Annotated in this window: 22 protein-coding genes; 10 read left to right on the top strand and 12 right to left on the bottom strand. The window is 71.7% G+C overall.

Translation table 11 applies throughout. The features are described from left to right. Window positions 1-109: 109 nt before the first annotated feature. Together ABD987_RS37775 and ABD987_RS37770 are read right to left on the bottom strand one after the other, a co-directional pair. The gene (locus ABD987_RS37775) at window positions 110-733 is read right to left on the bottom strand and encodes a response regulator (RefSeq protein WP_345405923.1); all 624 of its coding nucleotides are present in this window, start codon (window positions 731-733) and stop codon (window positions 110-112) included. Further along, a complete protein-coding gene (locus ABD987_RS37770; protein ID WP_345405920.1) occupies window positions 730-1,923 on the bottom strand; it encodes a sensor histidine kinase in 1,194 nt (397 codons plus the stop codon). Before ABD987_RS37770 ends, ABD987_RS37775 begins: the two co-directional genes overlap by 4 nt. Before the next feature lie 171 nt (window positions 1,924-2,094). Here ABD987_RS37770 and ABD987_RS37765 point away from each other — a divergent pair, with 171 nt between their 5' ends. Together ABD987_RS37765 and ABD987_RS37760 are read left to right on the top strand one after the other, a co-directional pair. After that, a complete protein-coding gene (locus ABD987_RS37765) occupies window positions 2,095-3,183 on the top strand; it encodes an ABC transporter permease (protein ID WP_345406316.1) in 1,089 nt (362 codons plus the stop codon). Beyond that, window positions 3,180-3,863 (top strand): ABC transporter ATP-binding protein, encoded by a 684-nt coding sequence (locus ABD987_RS37760; RefSeq protein WP_345405917.1) that lies wholly within the window; start codon window positions 3,180-3,182, stop codon window positions 3,861-3,863. The genes ABD987_RS37765 and ABD987_RS37760 overlap by 4 nt, the downstream gene beginning before the upstream one ends. 9 nt (window positions 3,864-3,872) lie before the next feature. Here ABD987_RS37760 and ABD987_RS37755 read toward each other — a convergent pair whose 3' ends face one another. Next, entirely contained in the window at window positions 3,873-5,015 is a 1,143-nt protein-coding gene (locus ABD987_RS37755) for a Dyp-type peroxidase (protein WP_345405914.1), read from the bottom strand. An 84-nt stretch (window positions 5,016-5,099) separates the two neighbouring features. On the opposite strand from ABD987_RS37755, the gene ABD987_RS37750 reads away from it, so the two are divergent. After that, entirely contained in the window at window positions 5,100-6,407 is a 1,308-nt protein-coding gene (locus ABD987_RS37750) for a right-handed parallel beta-helix repeat-containing protein (RefSeq protein ID WP_345405911.1), read from the top strand. Between the two features lie 4 nt (window positions 6,408-6,411). Here the strand turns inward: ABD987_RS37750 and ABD987_RS37745 are convergent, their stop codons facing one another. After that, window positions 6,412-7,182, bottom strand: coding sequence for a hypothetical protein (locus ABD987_RS37745; RefSeq protein ID WP_345405908.1), 771 nt, complete (start codon window positions 7,180-7,182; stop codon window positions 6,412-6,414). 302 nt (window positions 7,183-7,484) lie between these two features. Between ABD987_RS37745 and ABD987_RS37740 the strand changes: the two genes are divergently transcribed. Continuing rightward, window positions 7,485-9,983 (top strand): SdrD B-like domain-containing protein, encoded by a 2,499-nt coding sequence (locus tag ABD987_RS37740; protein ID WP_345405905.1) that lies wholly within the window; start codon window positions 7,485-7,487, stop codon window positions 9,981-9,983. 78 nt (window positions 9,984-10,061) lie between these two features. Here ABD987_RS37740 and ABD987_RS37735 read toward each other — a convergent pair whose 3' ends face one another. Further along, entirely contained in the window at window positions 10,062-10,892 is an 831-nt protein-coding gene (locus tag ABD987_RS37735) for a hypothetical protein (protein WP_345405902.1), read from the bottom strand. Between the two features lie 705 nt (window positions 10,893-11,597). Continuing rightward, window positions 11,598-12,431 (bottom strand): SAM-dependent methyltransferase, encoded by an 834-nt coding sequence (locus ABD987_RS37730; protein WP_345405899.1) that lies wholly within the window; start codon window positions 12,429-12,431, stop codon window positions 11,598-11,600. A gap of 159 nt (window positions 12,432-12,590) precedes the next feature. Between ABD987_RS37730 and ABD987_RS37725 the strand changes: the two genes are divergently transcribed. After that, on the top strand, window positions 12,591-13,922 hold the full coding sequence (locus ABD987_RS37725; RefSeq protein ID WP_345405896.1) for a cytochrome P450: 1,332 nt from the start codon (window positions 12,591-12,593) through the stop codon (window positions 13,920-13,922). A 48-nt stretch (window positions 13,923-13,970) separates the two neighbouring features. Beyond that, a complete protein-coding gene (locus ABD987_RS37720) occupies window positions 13,971-15,023 on the top strand; it encodes an alpha/beta fold hydrolase (RefSeq protein ID WP_345405893.1) in 1,053 nt (350 codons plus the stop codon). 76 nt (window positions 15,024-15,099) lie between these two features. On the opposite strand, the gene ABD987_RS37715 is transcribed toward ABD987_RS37720, so the two are convergent. From ABD987_RS37715 to ABD987_RS37705, 3 genes are all read right to left on the bottom strand, one after another. Further along, the gene (locus tag ABD987_RS37715; RefSeq protein WP_345405890.1) at window positions 15,100-16,083 is read right to left on the bottom strand and encodes a S1 family peptidase; all 984 of its coding nucleotides are present in this window, start codon (window positions 16,081-16,083) and stop codon (window positions 15,100-15,102) included. Window positions 16,084-16,604: 521 nt separating this feature from the next. Next, window positions 16,605-18,437: a glycoside hydrolase family 9 protein gene (locus tag ABD987_RS37710; protein ID WP_345405887.1), complete on the bottom strand. Its 1,833-nt coding sequence runs from the start codon at window positions 18,435-18,437 to the stop codon at window positions 16,605-16,607. A 90-nt stretch (window positions 18,438-18,527) separates the two neighbouring features. After that, window positions 18,528-19,367, bottom strand: a complete 840-nt coding sequence (locus tag ABD987_RS37705; protein ID WP_452039173.1) for a helix-turn-helix transcriptional regulator — start codon at window positions 19,365-19,367, stop codon at window positions 18,528-18,530. A 100-nt stretch (window positions 19,368-19,467) separates the two neighbouring features. Here ABD987_RS37705 and ABD987_RS37700 point away from each other — a divergent pair, with 100 nt between their 5' ends. The 3 genes from ABD987_RS37700 to ABD987_RS37690 are packed head-to-tail and all read left to right on the top strand — an operon-like array spanning window position 19,468 to window position 21,152. After that, window positions 19,468-19,608: a hypothetical protein gene (locus tag ABD987_RS37700; RefSeq protein WP_345405884.1), complete on the top strand. Its 141-nt coding sequence runs from the start codon at window positions 19,468-19,470 to the stop codon at window positions 19,606-19,608. Beyond that, window positions 19,605-20,363 carry an SDR family NAD(P)-dependent oxidoreductase gene (locus ABD987_RS37695; protein ID WP_345405881.1) on the top strand — a complete coding sequence of 253 codons (759 nt, stop codon included), beginning with the start codon at window positions 19,605-19,607 and terminating at the stop codon, window positions 20,361-20,363. Before ABD987_RS37700 ends, ABD987_RS37695 begins: the two co-directional genes overlap by 4 nt. A 33-nt stretch (window positions 20,364-20,396) precedes the next feature. Beyond that, on the top strand, window positions 20,397-21,152 hold the full coding sequence (locus ABD987_RS37690; RefSeq protein ID WP_345405878.1) for an SDR family NAD(P)-dependent oxidoreductase: 756 nt from the start codon (window positions 20,397-20,399) through the stop codon (window positions 21,150-21,152). Here the strand turns inward: ABD987_RS37690 and ABD987_RS37685 are convergent. From ABD987_RS37685 to ABD987_RS37675, 3 genes are all read right to left on the bottom strand, one after another. After that, window positions 21,139-21,786 (bottom strand): HAD family hydrolase, encoded by a 648-nt coding sequence (locus ABD987_RS37685; RefSeq protein ID WP_345405875.1) that lies wholly within the window; start codon window positions 21,784-21,786, stop codon window positions 21,139-21,141. The two genes, ABD987_RS37690 and ABD987_RS37685, sit on opposite strands and share 14 nt — an antisense overlap. A gap of 1 nt (window position 21,787) precedes the next feature. Then, window positions 21,788-23,182, bottom strand: a complete 1,395-nt coding sequence (locus ABD987_RS37680) for an MFS transporter (protein WP_345405872.1) — start codon at window positions 23,180-23,182, stop codon at window positions 21,788-21,790. A 73-nt stretch (window positions 23,183-23,255) separates the two neighbouring features. Beyond that, on the bottom strand, window positions 23,256-23,738 hold the full coding sequence (locus ABD987_RS37675) for an RrF2 family transcriptional regulator (protein WP_345405869.1): 483 nt from the start codon (window positions 23,736-23,738) through the stop codon (window positions 23,256-23,258). Window positions 23,739-23,846: 108 nt separating this feature from the next. Between ABD987_RS37675 and ABD987_RS37670 the strand changes: the two genes are divergently transcribed. Beyond that, window positions 23,847-24,581 (top strand): SDR family oxidoreductase, encoded by a 735-nt coding sequence (locus ABD987_RS37670; protein ID WP_345405866.1) that lies wholly within the window; start codon window positions 23,847-23,849, stop codon window positions 24,579-24,581. Window positions 24,582-24,662 lie beyond the last annotated feature (81 nt).

Below are 24,662 nucleotides of genomic sequence, written 5' to 3'. Positions count from 1 at the left end.
ACCGGAGCCGGGTTGTGCCGGGGCGCCGGTCCGCCGGGGAACTGCCCGAAGGACGGTTCCGTCCTGTGTGCGCGGGCAGGACCGCGGCCCGTCACGCAACCCCCCCGGGCTAACGGCGGATGAGGCCGAGACCGGTGGCGGCGGCGACGGCGGCGGTGCGCGAGTCGACGGCGAGTTTGGTGTAAATGCGGGCGAGATGGGATTTGACGGTGCCCTCGGTCAGGTGCAGCCGGGCGGCGATGGCCCGGTTGGACAGGCCGTCGGCGACCAGGCCGAGGACTTCGATTTCGCGCCGGGTCAGGGAAATCCCGGGGGTGCGCATCCGGGTCAGCAGCCGGTCGGCGACGGTGGGGGCCAGGGTGGTGCGGCCTTCGGCGGCGGTGCGCACGGCGGCCGCGAGGTCCTCCGGCGGGGCGTCCTTGAGCAGGTAGCCGGTCGCGCCGGCTTCGATGGCGGGCAGCGTGTCGGCGTCGGTGTCGTAGGTGGTCACGATCAGCACGCGCGGGGCGTCCGGGCGCGCGGTGATCGCGGCGGTGGCCTCGGCGCCGGACATGCCGCGGCCGAACCGCAGGTCCATCAGCACGACGTCGATGTCGCCCTCGGCCGCGCGGGCGACGGCGTCTTCGGCGGTGGCCGCCTCGGCGACCACGCGGAGGCCGGGTTCGGTCTCCAGGACGGCGCGGAGCCCCGCCCGCACCACCGGGTGGTCGTCGGCCAGCAACAGGCGGATCACGAGTGCTCCAGGGGGAGCTGGGCGGCCAGCGCGGTTCCCCGGCCGGGCGCGGTTTCGAGGGTGAGCGTGCCACCGAGGGACTGGGCGCGGGTCCGCATGGCCGCCAGCCCGAAGCCGGCACCGCCGGAACCGGCGGCGGGCAGCAGGGCGGGATCGAAACCGACGCCGTCGTCGACGACGTCGAGGGCGATCCGGTCCCCGAGATAGCTGAGGGTGACCTCGGCGGTGGTGGCCTCGGCGTGGCGGACGGTGTTGGCGAGGGCGGCCTGGGCCACGCGTAGCAGGGCCACCTCGTGCGCGGTCGGCAGCGGCACGGGCTCGCCGGTGACGTGGAAGCGCGCGGTGAGCCGCTCGTGGGCGCTCGTGGTGGCGCACAGCCGTTCCAGCGCCCCGGAGAGGGTGGTGTCGTCCAGTGTCGGCGGAGTGAGGGCGGCGACGAAGCGGCGGGCCTCGGCGAGGTTGTCCGCCGCGGTCCGGCGGGCCTGGCCGACGTGGCGGGCGGCGTTCGTGGCGGTCTCGGGCAGGGCGCGTTCGGCGGCGCGCAGCAGCAGCTGGATGCTCGACAGGCCCTGGGCGAGCGTGTCGTGGATCTCCCTGGCGAGGCGTTCGCGTTCGGCCAGTACCCCGGCGGTGTGCTGGGCTGCGGCGAGATCGGCGCGGGTCGCGGTGAGCTCTTCGATCAGCTTCCTGCGGCGTTCGCTTTCCCGGTAGAGGGCCTGATAACCCCACACCACCGCGATCGCGACGGCGGCGCCGAGCGCGGGGCCGATCGCCGCGGCCGGGCCGAAGGAACCCTGGTGCGCGGTGAACGCGGTGATCGCGGCGAGCGCCGTCGCCACGACGGCGACCAGTCCGGCACGGCGCGGCAGCAGGTGCAGCTGGAGGAAGTACAGCGGGAAGGCCACCCACACCCCGTCGGCGGTCAGCGCGATCAGGACCAGCCACGCCATGCCCACGGCGGCCAGCCACCCGGCGGCGGCGTGCCGGGAACGGCGGACCGCGGGCAGCAGCGGACCGGCGGCGTACACCAGCGCGCAGCCCGCCGCCACGGTGAGGACCGCCCCGGTCCGTGGGCCGCCTGCGGCCACGGCCCGGACGGCGGCCAGCGTGAGCAGGCCGGCGATCAGCAGGTGCAGGCACCAGGTCAGGGTCCGGCTGGTCGGGGTCAGTGCGGGCGCGGCGGTGTTCACGATGCGTCCAGGCTAGGTGAGCCGATCCCCGGGACGCCTCTATCGAAAGGTGGAACCGGCGTGCCGCCTTCCGTCGCGCGAAGTGCCATCCCCGGCCAGATGCCGCGTGCCGGCCCGGCGGCGAGGGTGGTGGGGTACCGGACCCCACCACCGAAAGGACGGACCGCAGCGGTGTTCGTCGCCTGGAGAGACCTGAAGTTCGCCAAGGGGCGCTTCGCCCTGATGGGCGCCGTCGTCGTGCTGATCACCCTGCTGGTCGGCCTGTTGTCCGGCCTGACCGCCGGACTGGGCCAGCGGAACGTCTCGGCGATCACCGGCCTGCCCGCCGACCGGATCGCCTTCGCCGCGCCCGGCGACGGGCGGTCCCCGTCCTACGCCGATTCCGTCGTCACCCCCGCCCAGTGGCAGCGGTGGGCCGGGACCCCCGGCGTGACCGCCGCGCAGCCGCTGGGCATCACCACCACCAAGGCCACCGCGGGAAACCGGAGCGCCGCGGTCTCCGTCTTCGGTGTCCGGCCCGGTTCCGCGCTGGCGCCAGGGGGCGGCGAACTCGCCGGGTCGACGGTGGCACTGTCCACAATGGCCGCCGAAGCTCTGGGCGTCCGTCCCGGCGACACCCTCGACCTGGCCGGGCGGCGGCTGACGGTGACCGCGGTGGCCGGGGACGCCTCCTTCAGCCACACCCCAGTGGTCTGGACCAGCCTCGACGTCTGGCGCGCGGTGGCGCCGCCCACCGGCGGCGACCACGGCGAGCGCGCGACGGTGATCGCGCTGGCCACCACCGCCGGCGCCGATCTCGCGGGCACCGACCGCGCCGCGGGCACCACGACCGTCACGAAGGACGACTCGCTCTCCGCGATCGGCTCCTACACCTCGGAAAACGGTTCCCTGCAACTGATGCGTGGTTTCCTGTTCGCCATTTCCGCCCTGGTCATCGGCGCCTTCTTCACCGTCTGGACCATCCAGCGCACCGGCGACATCGCCGTCCTCAAGGCACTCGGCGCGAGTACCGCCGCCCTGCTGAAGGACGCGCTGGGCCAGGCCGTCGTCCTGCTCGCCGGCGGCACCCTCGTCGGCAGCGGGCTCGCCGCCGGGCTCGGCGCCCTCGTTTCGGGCTCCGCCGTGCCCTTCTCGCTGACCTCCGCCACCATCCTCGTCCCGGCCGCCGTACTGGTCCTGCTCGGCCTGCTGGGGGCCGCGCTGTCCGTCCGCCGCATCACTTCCGTCGACCCGCTGACCGCACTGGGGAGCGCCCGATGAGCCTGAACCTGACCGGAGTCACCCTCACCTACCCCGACGGCGACTCCCGCCTGACCGCACTCGACGACGTCACCCTCGACGTCCCCCGGGGCAGCCTCACCGCCGTGGTCGGCCCCTCCGGCTCCGGCAAGTCCAGCCTGCTGGCCGTCGCCGCCACCCTCATCGCCCCCGACTCCGGCACCGTCACCATCGACGGCGCCACCACCACCGGCCTGACCCGCGCCGAACTCACCGAACTGCGCAGGCACAAGATCGGCATCGTGTTCCAGCAGCCCAATCTGCTGGCCTCGCTGACCGCCGCCGAACAGCTCCAGGTGATGGCCCGGCTCGACGGCCGCGCCCCGGCCAAGGCCCGCGACCGGGCGAGGGAACTGCTCGACGCCGTCGGTCTCGCCGCGCAGGCGGGACGCCGGCCGCACCAGCTCTCCGGCGGACAGCGCCAGCGCGTCAACCTCGCCCGCGCACTGATGAACGACCCCACCGTCCTGCTCGTCGACGAACCGACCAGCGCGCTGGACCACGAGCGCGGGGCCGCCGTGCTCGACCTCATCACCCACCTCACGCACCAGCGGGCCACCGCCACCGTCCTGGTCACCCACGACCGCGCCCACCTCACCGCGGTCGACCGGATCACCGAGGTCCACGACGGACGGCTCCGCGTCCGGGCACCGACCGGCTGATCCCGCGGTTCACGGGAACAGGGAAGCGCCCAGCGGGGTGCCGTGGCCGAAACCAGGGAGGATCAGGAAGGTCCCGCTCGCCGTCGTGGTCGTGAAGGAGAGCAGGGCGTCCGAGGAGGACTCCATGTGGGCGAGGGTGGCGGTGAACGTCCGCAGCTCGTTCTGGAAGCTCACGAACAGCAGGCCGGGCCGGGGATCGTCCATGCTGTACGAACGGCGGAGCATGAGGCCGGCGCCGACGAGGTTCGCGTTGGCACGGCGGGCGTGCGCGTCCACCGGGACCAGATAGCGCCCGTCCGGGGTCTTCGCGCCGAGATCGGGGCCGTCGGCGATCTTCCCGCCGGACAACGGGATCCCGGAGTCACGGCGGCGGCCGACGACCGCCTCCTGCGCCGCGACCGGCAGCCCGGCGAACCGCGCCAGGTCGAGCTCCATCCGCCGGACGACCGCGATCGTGCCGCCCGCGACCCTCGGTGGTCCCGCGAGCCACAGCGCCCGCTGTTGCTCGGGAACGCTGTGCGGGCCGACGATGCCGTCGACGAAGCCGAGCAGATTCCGTGGCGCGGTGAGGTTTTCGGACACCGGCACGTGCTCGCCGCGACGGCCGGACTGCCGCCAGCGCTCGCGTACCCGGTCGCCCGCCGTCGCCAGCAGCGCCGCCGCGGCGAGCGCGGGGACCAGCGGATCACTCGCGCACACCTGGAGCAGCAGGTCGCCGCCGCGGGCCCGCTCGGCGATCTCCTCCCTGGCGAACGGCGGGAGATCGGCAGCGCCCGGCAGCCCGGGGTCGATCCGCCGCACGAGCCGGGGGCCCAGCCCGACGGTCACCGTCAGGTCGGTCGCGGGCAGCCCCAGCAGGCGCGGGTCCGTCCCGGCGGTGAGTGCCAGCACGGCGCGGCCGAGTTCGGCCAGCACCGGCCCCGCCGCGGCGGAATCGTCGAGATCGGCGACGACGATCAGCAGCTGGGACTGGGGCCGCGCGGGAAGGGTGACACCGGCCTGACGCGCGCCCTCGGCGGGGACGGGACCGGCCGTGGCGCCGGGCTTCGGCGAGGGCTCCGCGTGACACCCGGCGGTGAAGCCGGCGGTCACCGCGGCTCCGGCGGCGCCGAGGAAGGCGCGGCGGGACGGGCCGCGAGCGGAGGTGGTCACGACGGGCAGCGTGGCACAAGACGGTGCGGACGGGCCAGCCCGTTGTGCCAAGATGAGCTCATGCGTCGTCGTGGTTTTCCCGTCATGCTGGCGATCCTGGGGCTGTCCACCGTGGTGCTCGGTGGTTGTGCCTCGCAGGCGGAGCCGGGCCACCGGCCCGACGGCACCCGGGTGACGATCCGGGTACCGGCCGACGCGCCGACCATTTCGGCGGCGGTTTCCCTGGCACAGCCCGGAGATCTGGTGCTCGTCGCCCCCGGCGAGTACCACGAAACGGTGAAGATCACGACCGCGCAGGTCACGCTCCGCGGCGAGGTGCGGGAAAAGGTCGTCATCGACGGACAGTTGCGGCAGGACAACGGCGTCGTCGTGGCCGCTTCCGGGGTGGCGGTGGAAAACCTGACCGTCCGGAACAACACGCAGAACGGCGTGCTGGTCACCGGTTCCGCGAAAGCGGCCACGGGATTACCCGGCCGGGGCGGCGGCTACGACACGGGTGACGAGCCGATCCGTTTCCTGGGTTCGTTCCTGGTTTCGCACGTGACCGCGACCCGCAACGGCCTCTACGGCATCTACGCCTTTTCCGCGCAGCACGGCGCGATCGAACATTCGTACGCCTCGGGCGGCGCCGATTCGGGGATCTACGTCGGCCAGTGCAAACCCTGCGGGATCGTGGTGCGCGACAACGTCGCCGAACTCAACGCGGTCGGCTACGAGGGCACCAACGCGGGCGGGGACCTGTATGTCGTGGGAAACCGCTTCAGCGGGAACCGCGTCGGGCTCACCACCAATTCCGACCACCAGGAGAAACTGATTCCGCAGGAGGGAGCGGTGATCGCCGGGAACCTGGTCGCGGCCAACCAGCAGCCAGCCACACCGGAACAGGCCGACGGCGGCTGGGGAATCGGGATCGGGATCGACGGCGGCAGCGGCAACGAGGTGCTGCGCAACCGGATCACCGGCAACGTCCACGCCGGCCTGGTGCTCACCGCGACCCAGGACGTCCCGGCCAGGGGAAACCGGATCGTGGACGGTCTCTTCGCCGCGAACGGCGCCGACCTCGGCTGGACGTTCCCCGGTGTGGCGAAGGGAAGCGGGAACTGCGTGCGGGGCGCGACGGCACGTACGGTGCCGGACGGGCTCGCGGCCGGTGCGCCCTGTCCGGCGGACGCCGCCGCGGTATCACCCTCGGGCACGCTGCCCCGGCCGGCACCGCCGAGGGGGATCCCGTTCACCGAAGTGGCGGTACCGCCGGCGCAGCCACAGTTCCCGGACGCGCGGACCGCGGGCCCGACGACGGTGCCGCCGGTGCCGGTGTTCCCGGACGTCGCGGCGATCGGGGTTCCGCCGGTTTCCCTGCTCGCCGACCGTGCGGTGGTAGCGGTTTCCTGAGGCCCTAGCCGCCGGGAGCGAGGCCGGGAATCGGGGACACGGCGGTGTATTCCTGCGTGTCGAAATCGATCACCGCCGGTTCCGTTTCGGCGGCGATCCTCGCCTGGGCGCGGTACATGACGCCGTTCGCGTCCAGCCAGTAGCGCACGGAATCCGCGGTGCCGGGCCGTTCCCGGGACTCCGGTCCGGTGAGGACGTCGAGCGGGCGGCCGTCGATCCGGTCGGTGCCCACCCAGGCCGCGCCGTTCTGCGGCAGCAGCTGCGCGTTGTCCGGCCGGTCGCTGCCCAGGCCGAGCGTGATCGCCAGCGCGCGGTCCAGCGCGCCGCCCGCGGTGGCGAGTGGACGGCGGTACCAGCCGTCCGCCGGCGGCGTGCCGGGAGCCCGTTCCGGGGCGTCCGCCGCCGGGCGCAGCGCGAGCCGGGTGGCCGTCCACTGGAGCAGTCCGTCGCCGGAATCGTTGCGGCCCTTGCCTTTCACCACGCCGTAGCCGATCTTGGCGCGGTAGTCGACCGAGCCGGTGACGACGAGGCCGCCCGCCGGATCCGGCACCGTGATCCGCACCGCGCGGCCGCGTGCCTCGTAGTTGCGGAACCGGGTGATCGCCAGCCTGCTCACCTCGTCCGGGGTCGGCGCGCGGGGGCCCTCGGCCGCGGAATCGCCGATGACGAAATAGGTGAGCACGGCGGTCGCGACCACCGCCACCACTCCGGCGGCGATCGCCCACCGGCGCTTCGTCCGTGACGCGGAGTTCCGCTTTCTCGCTCTCGGCAGCACGGTAGGTGACCGTAGCAGGAAGCTCGATTCACCCGGTAATTCACCCGAGTTCCGCATTCGCCACCGGCGATATTTCTGGTTCAATATGACGTCTTTCCGGAACGAGGTGGCTAACCGTCGCCTCGGCCCGGAGCCGGTCGGTGCTGTGCGGGCTGTGCTGTTCGAGAAACGAGGGGACGCGGTAAACCATGAGTCGAGGCGGCGGAAGACGCGGTCGAAAAGGCGGCGGAAGAGACATCGGAAGAAGTGCTGTCACTATCCGGGCCGTTCGGTTCGCGTCGTTGTCGTCGGCGGCGCTTCTGGTGTTCGGGAACGCGCCCGCCACGGACGCGACCGCCGCGCCCGCCGAGGACGGCACCCTGACCGTCCAGGTACTGCGGGACTTCTTCGGCACCGGCGTCATCAACACGCCGATGGACACGCCCCAGGAGGGAATGGCCGTCGACGTCGTCGATCCGGCCGGGCATCGCCTGCACGGCCGCACCGATGTGACCGGCAAGGTCGTGGTGCGCGATCCGGGCGAACTCCGCGGTGGACAGTACCGCGTGGACGTGTCGATTCCGGAGCGGTACCGCCCGTATCTGCAGGCCGCGCCCGCGTCGACCGCGAAGAATCATTTCGACAGCTTCACCACGTTCGTCGACCTCCGCGGCGGCAAAAACGTCTCGGTGGTCACCGCGGTCTGGAACCCCGCCGAGTACGCGCTGCCGGACGCCCGCTTCTACGTGCCCGTGCAGAGCCCCGCGGTCAACACCGACGGCAGCAGGCCCGACCTGGCGAACAGCCGGGCGCTGGTGGCCGTGGACCCCGCCCTGCGCGGGACGTGCCCCAAGGACTCGGACTGTCCGGCCGTGGTGAACACCCAGGCCCAGGTGGGCACCACCTGGGGAGTGGCCTACGACCGGCACCGCGGCCGCGTGTTCCAGGCGGCGTTCGCGAAGCGCTACACCGAATACGGACCGGGCGGCGGCGGGGCCATCTACACCACGCCGGTTTCGGGATCCGGTGTGCCGCGGTTGTTCGCGACCGTGCCGGACACCACGGAAACCGAGCACGGTGCCGTGGATATGCGTAAGGATCCGCATTTTATTGATGTGCCGGGCAAGGAAAGCGTAGGCGGAATCGCGCTGACCGAGGACGGCAAAACCCTGTACGCGGTGAATCTGCGGACCCGGGAACTGGTGAGTTTCGACGCGACCGGAGCCACCGCGAAGGTGACGGAATCGGTGCCGATCCCGGACCCGGGCTGTGCCGATCCGGGCGACTGGCGGCCGTTCGGGCTCGCCGCGCACGACGCGAAGCTCTACGTGGGCGGGGTGTGTTCCGCCGAAAGCGGCCGGCGGCGACAGGATCTGAAGGTCGTCGTCTCCACCTACGACGGCGAGTCGTTCACCCCGGTGCTGGAGCACGGTCTCGACTTCCCGCGCGGATATGTCATCGGCGGCATCACGGACCCGGACACCAGCCACTGGAACCCGTGGAGCGCCGATCTGTCCACCTGGGACAAGTACGTCAAGTACGGCCCGGCCATCAACCCGCAGCCGGAACTGGCCAGTATGGCGTTCACCCGGGACGGTTCGATGATCCTCGGGTTCCGGGACCGGTTCACCGACATCGTGGGCCAGGGCATCGACCCCCGGGAGGGGCACAACGAGCTCAACGGCGGCATGTCCGGTGGCGACATCACCATGGCGTGCGCGGTGCCGGGCGGCGGATATGCCTGGGAGGGCACCGGAAAGTGCCCGAACCACGGTACCCCCGCCACGAACGGCCACGAGCCGCCGGGCGTCGTCGAGTACTTCCACGGTGACTTCTTCGACCCGAACCGATCGGGCAACGGCCTGCACCAGGAGGCCGCCCAGGGATCGGTGGCCTACAACCCGCAGCAGCAGTGGGTGGTCAGCACCCAGCTCGACCCGGCCCAGAACGTCAGCTCGGACGGCGTCGGCTACTACGACGTGACGAGCGGAATCGGTCCCGGGCACGAAAACCCCAAGCACGGCTACCAGTTCGTCGATCCGGCGAACAGCTTCGGCAAGGCGGGCGGGCTCGGGGACCTCGCGTACCAGGCGGCGAACGCGCCGATCCAGATCGGCAACCTCGTCTGGTTCGACGGTGACCACAACGGGATCCAGGACCCGAACCGCACCGACGAGGTCCCGCTCAAGGACGCGACGGTGAGCCTGCTGAACGCCGAGGGCAAACGGGTCGCCAGCACCAGGACCGACGCGGCGGGGGAGTACTACTTCGGCGGGGTGGGCGCCAAGTACCAGCTCACCCGGGACGCGAAGTACACGGTGCAGTTCGACGTCTGCACCGCGAACACGGACAACGTGCCCGGCACACCGCCTGCCACGGATCTGCGGTTCACCCTGCCCACGGCCGGTCCCGACCGGGCACACGACTCCAATGTGGTCCCGCCTGCCACGGGGCGGCTCTGCAACGGACTGGCGCCCGTCACGGCGCCGGCCAATCCCGGCGGGGTGGACCACACGATCGACGCCGGGGTCTACCTGCCACCGTCCACTCCGCCCACCCAGCCCCCGTCGACCACGCCGCCCGCACCGCCCACCTCACCCGGGCCGTCCGCGCCGCCGGTGAGCCCGGGGCCGGTCCAGGCGCAGCCACCGGCCCAGCAGCCGCTGGCGCAGGCACCGGCGCAGGCCCAGCCGGGCCGGGGATCCCTGGCGAGCACGGGAATCCCGTTCCTGCCGATGCTGCTCGCCCTCGGCGCGGCGCTCCTGGCCGGGGGCACCGGGCTGCTGTTCGCGCACCGGAGGCGCCGCGTCCGGCGCCGGTGAGCACTCTCCCGCGTGGCCCGGTCCGCCACCCCGCCCGGGGCGGACCGGGCCACGCCGGTCACGGACCGGTGGCCCGCGTTACGCGCTTGCTGTGGCGCGCAGGGCCGGGCCGATTTCGACGGCGTCGGTGATCTGCGGGTACCAGGCGGCGGCGAGTACGTGCACCGGGCCGGGGGTGCGGTCCTCCATGCGCAACCAGGTGCGCAGGTCCAGCAGCGTCGGCGAGGTGCCGCTGGGCAGGACGTCGGCGGTGTGGCCGGTGCGGAGCCGGTCCCGGTGGCCGGCGAGGCCGACGGGCCTGAGCCGCGGGCCGTTCAGGCGCAGCGTGGTGGCGGCGTCGCCGAGCAGGTTCCCGGTCCAGGAAAGCACATTCGCCCGCAGCGCCGGATCGGCGGAGAGCTGCCGCAGGGCCTGGGCGTGATGGATGCCGTGCGGTCCGGTCGCGGGCTCGATCCACGCGAAGTCCTCGGGATGACGCCATCGCCGGGCCCAGCCGAGCGCGACCTCGTCCACGCCCAGCTCTCCCGGCGGCAGCCGGTGATCCCCGGCGAGCTGACGCAGCAGTTCGGTCAGGCACACCATGGCCAGGCCGTGGACCTGCCCGGCACACACGTCTTCGGGGAGCGCGCCCGAATGCTCCCGGAGCTCGTGGCCGGAACGGGGAGCCTCGCGGTACCAGACGACGAGCCCGCCCGCCCACGCCCTGGCCGCGTGCACCAGACTGGTTCCGGCCGCCCGGCGAAAACGGAGTGCGGTGTCCGCGATGCGCGTGTTGCATTCGGCTCGTGCCACGTCCCGATCGGCGTGGCCGAGTCCGTGGTGCCCGGTCACCATGGTGTTCCGTCTCCTGCTCGCCCGTCCGGTCACGATCATGTGCGTCGTGTCCGGTGATCCGCGATCCGGACGCATAGCTCGACGATGATACGTGTTCGGCGGGTTTCGGCTCGGCCCAACGGCCGAGCACACTGGTCCAGCAGGAAGAATTAGACCGATCGGGTACTATTGAGGTTTTCTCGGTAGCGGTCGGGGTCGTGCTGGTGTCACGAATGTCGCATTGCCGCCATCGTCTCAGCCGAAGCCCGGGTCCCGGGCGGGGCGTTGGGGGCGGCGAGGTGATGCTGGTGGCCTTGCGTGGGGCACGCAGGGTGCTGAAGGACGCTTTCAGTGCGTTGGGTGCGCTGAAGGACGCCTTCAGTGCACTGAGCGCACCGAAGGCGTCCTTCAGGACGTGCTTGCGCCCGTCTCGCCCTGGCGCTCATATCGCGAACGCTCCATTGGGGGCGTTGATCGTCGCGAGAGTCGCTTTCGGGACACCGACTCTCCTACGGTGGTGCCCGGTCGTGCCGAGGGACGCCTTCGGTGCGTCCAGCGCAGCGAGGGACGCCCTTGGTGCATCCAACGCACCCAGGGCGTCCCTCGGGCACCACGCCACGCTGACGGAACGCGCACACAAATGACAGGTCTCGAAGGCGTCCTTCAGCACAACCCCGGGCGCCGGAACTCACCACTCCCAGTGAGAACATCTCATTCGGGACGCGATTTTCCTTCGTGCGACCCGGGTTTTCGGTAAATGTTCTTCTGGCCAGCGCTATGTCCTTTGTGGACGTTGGTTGATCAGCCGGCGGTTTTCCGGGCCACTCCACCGTAGAGCTGTGTGTTGGCGGTCGGATCGTCGGACATGTCACCGCGGCCGCCCGGCCGCCACAGCGCGCAGCCGACCAGCCCCGGTTCGAGCAGGGCGAAGTCCCCGAACATCGCCTCGACCTCGTGGTAGCCGCGCGTGGTCGCCTGGTCGTTGCCCCGCGCGCGGTTGAAGGTGCCCACCGCGTTGTTGATCCGGTCGTTGTCCCGGTCGCTGACCAGATGCGAGATCGCCAGGTGACTGCCGACGGGGACGCGCCGCCGGTAGCGCGCGAGCAGTGCCTGCGGATCGCTTTCGTCCGGGATCCAGTGCAGCAGGGCCACCATCAGCAGCCCGACCGGCTCGCCGGGGCGCAGCAGCTCGCGTGCCTGCGGGCTGGCGAAGATCCCGTCCGGGTCGGTGAAGTCCGCGTGCACGATCGCGGCGTTTTCGTTGGCGCGCAAGAGCATTTCGCTGTGCGCGACGGCGATCGGGTCCCGGTCGACGTAGACCACCCGGCACCGTGGATCGATCTCCTCGGCGACCTGGTGCACGTTGCCCACGGTGGGAATTCCCGAGCCGAGGTCGAGGAACTGCCGGATGCCGAGGTCCATCAGGGCGCGCACGACCCGGCCGAGGAACGCGCGGTTGATCCGGGCGACCTCCCGGATCCCGGGCATGATCTTCTCCGCCTGCGCCGCGGCGTCCCGGTCGGCCTGGAAATTGTGCGCACCGCCCAGCAGGTAGTCGTATGTCCGGGAACCGCTCGGTGTCGTCGTGTCGATTTCCGGCGGAACCCAGTCCTGTGCCTGACGTGGCGTCGTCACTGTGTACCTCTCTCGCCTCGGAGCGAAAAGCCTACTCACCCTCACAACGGCACGACTGCTCCATCGGTGTGGCGACATATCAGCCGATGGGGTGCTGTTGTCCTGCGCCGGTTGGAGTCTAAGGTGGCACACCTCCCGCTCGACGGCCAAGGAGAGGCAATGAGCGTCCCGGTCGCGCCGGACCGTTGGATCCTTTTGGGGCACACCCCGTCGATGTTGCGGCGTCGTGTCGGGTTCACCTCCTCGCTGCGCGCGCACGGCGATATCGTGCGTATCTTCCTCGGCCCGATGGAGACGTATTTCCTGACCAGCCCGGAGCTGGTGAACCACGTTCTCGTCACCGAGGGGACCAGCTTTTCGAAAGGCGCCGTCTTCGACCGTTTCCGGCCGTTCATGGGGAACGGTCTCGTCATGTCGGAGGGCGCGTTCCACCGGCGGCAGCGCCGGTTGATGCAGCCCGCCTTCCACGGCGCCCGGCTCGCCGCCTACGCCGACACGATGGTGCGGGTTACCGGGGAGCTGACCGCCACCTGGCGCGCGGGCGAGGTCCGCGCGCTGGACGCCGACATGCAACGGCTGGCCATCACCGTCGTCGGGGAAACGCTCTTCGCCACCGAACTGGGACGCCGCGCCGTCGCGGAGGCGCGCCGCTCGATCCCGGTGGTGCTCAAGGAGGGGATGATCCGGGCGTTGTCCCCGCGATTCCTCGAACACGTCCCGATCGTGCCCGCCAACCGGCGGTTCGACCGCGCGGTCGACCGGCTCCGGCGGATCGTGCAGGAGGTCATCACCGCCTGGCGCGCGGCGGGGGAGGACCACGGTGACCTGTTGTCCACGCTGATGCTGGCCACCGACGAGGACACCGGCGAGGCCATGACCGACCGCCAGGTCTACGACGAGGTGATCACGCTGCTCACCGCGGGCAGCGAAACCAGCGCCGTCGCACTGGCCTGGCTTTTCCACGAACTGGCCGAAAACCCGGCGGTCGAACGGCGGGCGCGGGCCGAGGTGGACCGGGTGCTGGGCGGCCGCGCGGCGATCTTCGCCGACGTCGCGAAGCTGGAGTACCTCCGCCGGATCGTCAACGAGGTCCTGCGGCGGTATCCGATCTGGATCCTCATGCGGCGGGCGCTGGCGGACGTCGAACTCGGCGGGGTGCGGCTGGCGGCGGGCACGGAGGTCATGTTCAGCCCGTATTCCCTGCACTTCGACCCGAGGTTCCACGAGGACCCGGACCGGTTCGACCCGGATCGCTGGCTGCCCGACCGGGCGGCGCGCGTACCGAAGGGCGCGTACGTCCCGTTCGGCGCGGGCGGCAGGCAGTGCATCGGGAAAGCGTTCGCGCACACCGAAATCACCCTCGTCGCCGCGACCATCCTGTCCCACTGGCGGCTCGACCCGGTGCCGGGCGTGCCCGTGCGCACCGTGGTCACCTCCGCCGCCTATCCCAGCCGGATGCCGATGACGGTGACGCCGCGTTCGGCACCTTGATCGACCTCGAACACCGATCTGCGCTATTTCCTTTCGGAGGTAATTCTCGTGTACGAATTCCACAGCAGGACGAAACGTGCCCCGGGCCGTCGATGGCGTGCCGCCGTGCTCGCGGTGGTGGCGCTCGGTTTCCTGCTGGTGCCCGCGCCCGCGAGCGCCGAGGGCGCGAGCTGCCAGGAGCTGTCCTTCCCGGTGACGCTGGCGGTGATCCCGCAGACGATGCGCGGCACCCTGTGCGTACCGGCGGGTGGTGCGAACACGGTGCAGGTGCTCGTTCCCGGCGGTACGTACAACAGTTCCTACTGGGACATAGGTTTCCAGCCGGAGATCCGGTCCTATCGCCTGGCGATGAACAACGCCGGGTACGCCACCCTCGCGCTCGACCGGCTCGGGACCGGGCACAGCACCACGCCGCCGAGCGCGGTGCTGACGACGCTCACCGAGGCGGACGTGGTGCACCAGGTGATCCAGGCCGTCCGGTCCGGGGCGCGGGGACCGGGCTTCGCCAAGGTGATCCTGGGCGGGCACTCGTTCGGCTCCGGTACCGCCAGCATCGAAGCGGGCACGTACCACGACGTCGACGCCGTGCTTGTCACCGGGCTGGCGCACCGGCTGAACGTCGTGGGGACGGCCGCGGTCTTCGCCGCGACCTACCCGGCGGCGCTGGATCCCCGGTTCTCCGGTGAAGGCTACGACGTCGGCTACCTGACCACGAGGCCGGACACCCGGTACTCGATATTCCACACGCCGGGGCCGAGGGTGGACGGGGCGATCGCCTTCGACGAGGCCACAAAGGACACTTCGGCCTACGAACAGGCCGCGGATCTCTTCCCGATCGGCATCATCGCCCCGTACTCGCTGCTGATCGACAAGCCGGTTATGGTCGCGCTGGGCCAGGACACGGTCTTCTGCGGACTGCTCGCGACGGACTGCTCGTCCTCGGACGGGATCAGGAACTCCGAAGCGCTGTACTACCGCCCAGGCGCGGACCTGACCACCTTCGCGCTGCAGGGCTACGGGCACGCGATCAACTACGCGCCCAACGCGCCCGACTACTTCCGGGCCGTCGTCGACTGGGCCGACCGCGTGGTCGGCCGCTGAACGGGTCCTGACCGCCGTGCCGCCGGGAACGGGGTGTTCCCGGCGGCACACGCGGGTCGGTGTGGGTCAGCGTGGATCAGGACTGGGGCAGGGTCACGCCATACCGCTGGGCGGAGAGGGTGGCCGGGAAGAAGCACGACGTCGAGGTGTCCCCGCCGGAAAGGGTGCCGAGGCCCTTGCCGCCGTCGTAGGCCGGTCCGCCCGAGTCGCCGTGGTCGGAGTGCGCGGTGGTGCAGAACTCGTGGTAGACGGTGTAACCCTCGGCCTCGAAGGTGTAGTCCACCTTGGTGACCGTGCCCGAGGTCACGCCGGAGGTGCGGCCGGCCCGCTTCATCTGCTCACCGACCGTGGCGTCGGCGAACTCGGTGATCTGGGTCCCGTCGTTGATCTCGCTGGGGCCCTCGCCGGAAGCGTTCTCCACGAGCATGTTGTCCTCGGTGGGGAACACCGCGTCGACGGTGTTGCCACCGTTCCACGGCCCGCCGCCGCCGAGCTTTTCGCAGTGGCCGGCGGACAGCAGCAGCTTCTGGCCGCCCTTCTCCACGTTGAACCCGTTGGAACAGGCCGCCTGGCCGTTCGAGATCTCGTCGCCGCCCTTGATGAACAGGGACAGGGCGCCGGGGTGGTGGTCCACGCGCACCATGTCGCCGTACTGGCGGACGGTGTCGAGCAGCCGGTCCTTCGGCGCCTGCGGGGTGGCGTCGTAGACGTCGACGACGACCTGGTTGTGCGCGACGTCGATGCCCCAGCCCGCGCTGGGGACGCCGCCGGTGGCGTCCAGGTGCTGCTTCACCTGGGTGAGCTGATCCAGCCGGTACCGCACGACCCGCGCGGTCAGGCCGCTGGCGCGCACCTTCGCCGCGTCGGCCGCGTTCACCACCGTGACCACGGGATTGCCCGCGTCGTCGAGGTAGTGGCCGCCGGTGGCGGCGCCGAGGCCGTGTACCACCGCGGCCGGTTCCGGTGTGGCCGAAGCCGCCGGTACGGCGGTCATGCCGAGTGCCAGTGCGCCGAAAGACGCGACGCCGAGGGCGCCTAACCGGGAACGTGTCGATCGCATGTGCTGTCCTCCTGGGCGGAACGTGGGCGAAGAGAATGCGCGGATGGGCGAGCCCGCACGCGAACCGGCGGACCCGGTGACGAAATCGGCGACGCACGTGGACGATTCCCGAGGGGCGGAGGGATGTCGGGAGACCGGATCGGGACCATGCTGTCCTCCAGCCAGGAAGTGCGGTCCGCCGCACCGTTGAGGCGGACCGTGATCACCCTGATGTGCGTTATTCTCGAACAATTTCGAGTGGAGTAATACCGACGAACGTAGTGTCGCGTTCACGCTGTCCGTGTACGGAGAGGAATCGGTGCTCCCGGTGATCGGGAGGCCGAAGGCGGGCTTCGAGTTGGCGAAGTGTGCTCGAAATCCGAATTGTCTGATTGGTTCGTCGTGCGCCCATGCCCTGAAGGGGCCCTTCACGACGCTCAACGTCTTCAAGGGCCCCTTCGGGACGTCGGTGAAGACGGCGGCGAAGGCGACGTCGTGTCCCTTGTGGACGGTAAGTCGACCGTCCACAAGGGACAATGGAGTCAGGCGCCGATCGCGACGGCGTAGAGGTACCAGGTGGAGTGCGGCAGCCACTGCTCGGTCCACCGCCAGTCGTCGTCCTTTCCGGTCACCGGGTAGCCCTCGTTCCAGGCGAGGCCGGTGCCGTCGGGGTGGCGCCCGGTGATGCCGTTGACGATCCCGCCCGCGGTGGGCAGGAACTGCCAGGAGCCGAGCCAGCCGTACTGCGGATTGCGGGTGCCGTTGCCGTCGAGCATGCAGACGCCGAAGGGGTTCGTACCGCAGATCCAGTCGAGCTGAGCCGCGGCGTAGCGTTTCAGCCGGGCCGCGAAGTCGCCGGAGAAACGCGGGGCGGCCAGCCGGGCGGCGGCCGCGAGTGACGCGATCCGGGCGTTTTCGCCCTGCCACCACTGATCCTTGCTCCGGGGCGTGACGTCGTGGGGGAAGAAGAACGAGCTGAACCGGCGGCCCTGCCCGTCCTGGACCAGCTCGCGCGCGTAGCCGAAGGGGTTGACCACCTCGTCGGTGACGGCGAGTTCGAAGGTCAGTGACCGGCGGACCGCCTCGAGCGCGCGGGCCGCGGCCGGGGCGGCGGCGATCTCGGCGTAGTCCAGCAGGCTCAGCACCGGGAGCCCGGCGTCGGAGGGGTGGAAGTAGGGACGGTCCTTCTCGTCGGCACGCCAGTAGTCGGTGTGGGATCGCCACGACACCAGCCGGGACGTCAGGGCGTCGGCCCGTTCGTCGGCGGCACGGAGGTATTCGGGCCTGCCGGTCGCCCGGTGCAGCTCGACGGCGGCGATCAGCGCGTTGTAGTCGTCCTGGATGTTCTCCTTGCCGTCGTTGGTCATCGAGACGTTGTTGTGCCGCAGGTACTCGAACGCGCTCTCGGCCGCGGCGAGGTAGTCCTCACGGGAGTGGTCGCCGGTCACGCCGAGCGTGCTCGCCACGGCCAGCGCGGCGACGGCCGCCCCGCCGCCCTCGCGGAAGTCGACTTGGACCGGGCCGCGCGGGGTGGCTTCGAGGTAGCGGCGCAGCGGGTCCTTGGGCGGGCCGGGCTGGACGACGGAGGCGGCGAACGTGCCGCCGTCCAGCTTGACGCGGCACAGGTAGTCGGCGCCGAACAGGGCCTCGTCGGCCAGCCAGGTCCGCAGCTGGGTGAAGTTGTCGTCCCCGCGCGCGGTCAGCCGCCGGCAGGCCCTGCCCAGCACCCAGGCGGTGAGCGGGATCTGCAGGGTGTTGAAGTAGCTCAGCGCGGACAGCTGGGTGAAGTGCTTGCCGAAGTCGCCGGTGGCGTCGTACCAGCCGCCCCGCGCGTCGATCGTGCCGGTGCCCCGCGCGCCGATGGGCAGCGCCCGGTCCCGCTTGTCGAACTGCCCCGAGCACCTGCTGCCCTTGAAGTAGTGGGTGACGTGCGAAAGCGTGTACCGCTCCAGGACGAGATCGGTGACGAGGAACGGCGCGGAGCGCCCGCCGCCCGCGGTCACCACGTACTCGCCTTCCTTGGTCAGCGCGTCGAAATCCGCCGTCCAGTAGTGCCGGTCGCCCCAGTCGGCGACCGGCCCGTGGTAGCGGGGACGGCCCCGCGTCACCACGGCGCCGTTCGCGTCGGTCACGGTGAACTGGTCGAGGGGAAGCCGCCGGTCGGCGGCGAGCACGGCGCGTTTCGGCGCGTGCGGGTCGTAGCCCACGTTGTTGACGTGCACCGCGACCGCGCCGCCGGTGCCGTCCGGCCGGGCCGCCCGCGCGGGTTCGGCGAACGCGGCGCCGCCCGCCGTGGCGGCCGTGGCGGCGAGAAACCCGCGCCGCCCGATCTTCCCGTGTGTGTCCCGCTGTCGGTGGTTCCGGGATACCGTCATTCCCGGGGATTTTCCGGCGTGCCGGGGAGCGGGTCAAGAACCCGCGGATCATGCTGGTGCGATCGGCGGAACGCGCTGCCCTCGTCCGTCCTATGAGGACAGAGGGGTTTCCGACGGGGACGCGGTGGCGTGCAGGCTGCTCAGCAGGGCGAGGGCGTGCGCGCTGGGGCTGCCGGGTTCGGCGTGGTAGATGATCAGCTGCTGGCCGGGCGCGTCACGGACGTCGAAGGCCTGGTAGGTCAGGGTGAGCGGGCCGACGGCGGGGTGCACGAGGTGCTTGGGTTCGCGGGTCTTGCCGCGCACCTGGTGGGTCTCCCACAGGTCCCGGAACCGCTCGCTGCCCTCGGTGAGCTCGGTCACCAGGCGCCGGAGGGCGGGGTCGTGCGGGTCGTACCCCGCGGCGATCCGCAGGTTCGCCACGGTGGCCTGCGCCGTCCAGTCCCAGCGCGCGTAGAACCGGGCTCCCGCGGGATCGAGGAAGGTCATGCGGGCGAGGTTGTCCGCGGCGCGGAAGGGGGAGAACAGCGCGTCGGCGAGGCTGTTGGTGGCCAGCACGTCCAGTACGCGGTCGAGCACGAACGCGGGGGTGTGCGGGTAGCCGTCCATGAGCTGCCGCAGCGCGGGACTCACGGCACGGGCCACCACCGCCGGTCCGTCCTCCGGCGTGGTCCCGGCCAGCCGGTGCAGGTGTTCGCGGGCGTCCGGGCCGAGGTCGAGCGCGCGGCAGAGCGCGTCGAGCACCTGCGGGGACGGACGGGTTTCGCGGCCCTGTTCCAGGCGGGTGTAGTAGTCGGCGTTGATCCCGGCGAGCACGGCCACCTCCTCGCGGCGCAGACCGGTCACCCTGCGCCTGCCCGAATGGAGGACGCCCGCCTCCTCCGGGGATCGCTGCGCGCGGCGCGCCCGGAGGAACTCACCCAGCTCGTTCACGACTCCAGGGTAGGCGCCCCGCGGCGTGCCTGGGTGGGTCTGGCACACCCAGGCACGGCACGCCCTGGCACCGTGGCCCGCCACCACCGATGGTGGTCGTATGACAGACGACTACGACGTGACCGGCATGTGGGTCACCGAAGACGGGTACATCCGGCAGGAACTGCGTGCCGTGCTCCACCACGAGCACCTCGTCCTCTGTCGCGAGTCCGCCGCCGACCTCCCCGGGCGGGCGCGGTGACGGGCGAAGCGGACGGACGCGAGCTGGCGGGCAGGGTCGCGCTGGTGACCGGTGCCGCCCGCGGGGTCGGCGAGGCCACCGTCGCCTGGCTGCACGCCCGCGGCGCGCGGGTGCTGGCCACCGATGTCCGCCCCGCGGTGACGGGTCTCGAGGACCGGTTCGCCGGTGTGTCCACCGTGGTCGGTGATGTGTCCGAAGAGGACACCGCGGTGCGGTCGGTGGCCGCCGCGCTCGACCGGTTCGGCGGGCTGGACATCCTGGTCTGCAACGCGGGCCGGTCGGTGAACAAGCCGGTCACCGAGACCACCGCGGCCGACTGGGACGAGCTGATGTCGATCAACGCCCGCGGCGCGTTCCTGCACGCCAGGGAGGCGTTCCGGGCGATGCGCGAACGCGGTGGCGGCGCGATCGTCACCGTCGGCTCGTTCGCCTGCACCGTCGGCATGGCCGAGGCCGCCGCCTACAGCGCGTCCAAGGGGGCGCTGGCCCAGCTGACGAAGGTGCTCGCGCTGGAGGGCGGCCCGCACGGCATCCGGGCCAACGTCGTCGCGCCCGGCGTGATCGAGACCGACCTGCTCGACACCTTCCGCCCCGACAGCCGGGAGTACCTGCGGTCCTTCGGTGCCGCCCACCCCCTTGGCCGGGTCGCGCAGCCGGCGGAGATCGCCGAGGTGATCGGTTTTCTCGCCTCGCCCCGGTCCGGGTTCGTCACCGGCGCGGTGGTGGCCGCCGACGGCGGCTACACCGCGGCCTGATTCCCGTCAAACACAACGAAAGGAAGAGCACCCATGACCGGACGGCTCACCGGCAGGATCGCGCTGATCACGGGCGCGACCGGCGGTATCGGGCAGGCCACCGCGGAGCTGTTCGCCCGCGAAGGCGCGCGCCTGGTCGTCACCGACCTCGGCGAGGACGCCCTCGAAGCGCTCGCTACCCGCCTGTCGGCCGGGGGCGCCGAGGTGCTGGCGGCCCGGCTCGACGTGACCTCGGCGGAGAACTGGGGCGAGGTGACCGAGCTGACCCGGCGCCGCTTCGGCGGTCTCGACGTGCTGGTCAACATCGCCGGAATCGTGGACTGGCCCGGTATCGAGGACACCACCTACGAGGCGTGGGAGCGGGTGATCGCGGTCAACCAGACCGGTACCTGGCTCGGGATGAAGACCGCGATGCCGCTGCTGCGTGCCTCGGGCAACGCCTCGATCGTCAACACCTCTTCGGTGCTGGGCCTGGTCGGCAGCGGTGCGGCCGCCGCGTACCAGGCGTCCAAGGGCGCCGTGCGGCTGCTGACCAAGACCGCCGCCGTCGAGTACGCCGCGCGCGGCGTCCGGGTCAACTCCGTGCACCCCGGGGTCGTCGCCACTCCGATGATCCAGGAGCTGCTCGACGAGCAGGGCGATCGGCAGCCCGACATCGTGCGCACACCCCTGCGCCGCGCGGGCGGTCCGGCCGAGATCGCGCCCGCCATGCTGTTCCTCGCCTGCGACGAATCCTCGTTCGTGACCGGGACCGAGCTCGTCGTCGACGGCGGGCTCACCGCGTACTGAACGCCTCGTCCGCGAGGCCGAGCCTGGCCCCGAGGGCCCGGCCCGTCTCCGTCAGGTCGGCGAGCACCAGATCGGCGGCGAGGTCCGCGGTGGTGACCGCGACGCAGAAGGTGCCCGCCGCCCTGGCGGCCTCGACCCCGGCGGAAGCGTCCTCGAACACGACGGTCCCGGCCGGTTCGACGCCCAGTCGGGCGCAGCCGAGGAGATAGCCCTCCGGGTCGGGCTTGCCGCGGGAAACGTCCTCGGCGGTGACGATCGTGCCGAACAGGGCACGGACGCCGAGCGCGTCCAGTTCGGCGTGCGCGTAGTCGCGGGTGCCCGAGGTGACGACACCGATGGGCAGACCGGTTTCGTGCAGCGCGCGCACCAGCGCGACGGCGCCGGGCAGGGCCGGGGCGGTGCCGGTCGCGTAGGACATCGCCTCGGCGAACAGCTCGTCCACCGCCGGTTCGCCGGGGAAGCGGTGGTGGTTCTCGGCGAGCACGGTCTTTCCGGGGCGTCCGGCGAACGAGGCGAGCACGTCCTCGTCGAGGGGGACGTCGTGGGCCAGGAACAACCGGCGCCACGCGGCGCGGCTGCGGGGTTCGGTGTCGACCAGGGTGCCGTCGAGGTCGAACAGGGCGGCGGCGAACATGTCATTTCCTTCCGGTGCCGATTGCGGCGACGGACGCGAGGAGCGCGAGGACGGCGAAACCGCCCAGTACCGCCGCGAACGAGGTGGTCGTGTCGAGGGGGAGCCCGAGATAGGCGGTGCTCGCGGCGGCCACGCCCAGCGCGCCGCAGAGCTGGCCGTTCGTGTTGATCACGCCGGACAGGTCCGCGGCGTGTCCGGGGGCCGCGGCCGAGGTCATGCGGTCGATCAGCGAGTTCGCGCTGGTGCCGAGGCCGAGACCACCGAGGCCGAGCAGCGGGATCAGCGCGGGTCCCGGACCGCCGGTGGCCAGCAGCGAGACCCACAGCGAGGTGTAGGAGACGGCGAGCAGGAGGCATCCGGCCGTCGGCGCGAATCTCCGGAAACGGGCGGGGACCCGGGGAAGCGCCAGTCCGGCCAGCCCGAACGCGGCCACCCAGGACACCATGGACAGGCCCGTCTCGGCCGGTCCGGCGCCCCGGCCCTGCTGCAGGTACAGCGCGAGCACGAACAGCAGGCCGACGTAGGTCGCCGTGGTCAGGCCGTGCGCGAGCAAACCGTTGCGTACCACCGGGTTCGCGAGCAGGCTCGGCGCGATGAGCGGCCGCCTCCCGCGTGCCTCGGCCGCCTTCCCGAGCCGGGTGAACACGACGAACAGGGCCGCGCTCGTGGCGAGACACGGCCACACCCACGGCGGCCAGCCGTGGTCGCGGCCGAGCACCAGCGGCACAATCGTCAGGAGCACGGCGGCCGAGAGGACGGCCGCGCCGCGCAGATCCAGCCCGCGCGGCCCGTCCCGCTCGTCCGAGGGCAGCCGCCGCGCGGCCAGCACCAGGAGCACGCCGAGCGGGACGTTGATCAGGAAGATGGCCCGCCAGCCGGTGCCGAACACGTCGGCCGCGACGAGCAGCCCGCCCAGCACCTGTCCGGCGACCGCGCCGCCGGACAGCGCGACCGCGTAGTACCCCAGCGCCCGGACCCGGCCGGTGCCGGTGAAGTGCGCCTGGATGCCGGTGAGGACCTGCGGCACCATCAGCGCCGCCGCCGCGCCCTGGGCGAGCCGGGCGGCGATCAGCCAGCCGATGTCCGGCGCGATCCCGCAGACCAGCGAGGCCGCGGTGAATCCGCACAGTCCACAAAGGAACAGACGACGTCGGCCGTGGCCCGCGCCCAGCCGGGCCCCGATCACCACCAGTACCGCGTAGGCGATGAGATACCCCGACACCGCCAGCGTCAGCGGTCCCTCTCCGGTGCCGAGGCCGATCCGGATCGACGGCGCGGCGATGTTGACCACCGCACTGTCCACATTGGCCATGAACTGCCCGGAAAGCAGGACCACGAGCAGCAGTCCCCGCCGGGGCCGGGTGGTCGCGGGAGCGGGGGAGAGCACGGCGGGCACGAGTCGAGCATGCCCGGGCCCGGCCTCCCGCACCGGCGGGTTTCGGACGTCGCTTTCGATCTTGGCGCGCGGGTCAGGAACGCTCGGCGGCCAGCCAGCCGCCGACCTGTCCCAGCACCTCGCCCTCGTAGTCCGCGTCGACGCCGCGGGCGAGGTCCGCGATCGACACTTCCCGCAATTTGTCCCGCCACGCCTGTTCGGCGGCGTACATCGTGCGCGCGATCCCGCACGGGGCGGTGCACGCCTCCGGCGGGCAGGCCAGGGGACCGCGCTGCCGGACCTCCGTGCACACGAAGGCCGGGCCGGTCCCCTCGATGGCCTCGACCACGTCGAGCACGGTGATCTCCCCGGCCGGCCGGGTCAGCGTGTATCCGCCGGACTTGCCCTGGGCCGACCGGATCAGCCCGGCCCTGGACAACGACTGCAACTGCTTGGCCAGGTAGGTCGAGGAGACCTGGTGCAGTTCGGCCAGCCGGGTCGCGGGCACCGGCCGGGACGCCGCGGTGAGCACCACGCAGCAGTGCAGGGCCCACTCGACTCCACCGGACAGTTTCACCGGGACAGGGTAACCACACGTCTTGACTCGGACAATAGTTGTCCGAGTAATATCCCGGACAACAGATATCCGAGTTCGCCGGGAGGTGCCCGGCGGAAGGGACAGGGCATGGACATCGCGGTCATCGGCACCGGTCTCATCGGCTCCCAGGTGGTGCGCGACCTCACCGCGGCGGGGCACCGGGCGGCCGGGCACTCCCGCTCGACCGGGCTCGACCTGCTCACCGGCGAGGGGCTCGACGAGGCCGTGCGCGGCGCCGAGGTCGTCGTGGATGTCACCAACTCGCCGACCTTCGACGAGGCCTCGCTGGACTTCTTCCGCACCACGGTCACCACTCTGGTGGCCGCGGCGGGGAAGGCGGGCGTCCGGCATCTCGTGACGCTGTCGATCGTGGGCGTCGACCAGGTGCCCGACGTCGCCTACTACCGGGCCAAGACCCTGCAGGAGGACCTGGTCAAGGCCGGCCCGATCCCCTTTTCGATCGTGCGGGCCACCCAGTTCATGGAGTTCGTCCCGGCGACGCTGGAGTGGACCACCGACGGCGAGGTCGTGCGCCTGCCCACCACGCCGATCCAGCCCATCAGCGCCGCCGAGGTCGCCGCCGCGGTGGCGGAGGTCGCCGCGGGCACCCCGCTGCGCGGCACCCGCGACATCGGCGGGCCGGAGGTCTTCCCGCTCGACGAACTGGGCCGCGTCACGCTGGCGGCGGCCGGGGACCGGCGCCGTGTCGTCGTCGACGAGACCGCGGGCCTGTTCGCCGCGGTCAAGGGCGACGTGCTCACCGCGCCCGAGGGCGCCCACCTCGCCACCACGCGCTACCGCGACTGGCTGCGCTCCCGCTGAGCCGCGAAGCCGGTGGCCTGCCACGGCATCGGCGTCCGCGTTCCCCGTGGCGGCGGCCATTTGGCGGGGCGCGGCGGCGGA

The organism is Amycolatopsis samaneae (assembly GCF_039541975.1).
Taxonomy (GTDB): Bacteria; Actinomycetota; Actinomycetes; order Mycobacteriales; family Pseudonocardiaceae; genus Amycolatopsis; species Amycolatopsis samaneae.
The sequence above is the reverse complement of the archived record's forward strand: the minus strand, read 5'-3'. Positions and strand labels throughout refer to the sequence as shown.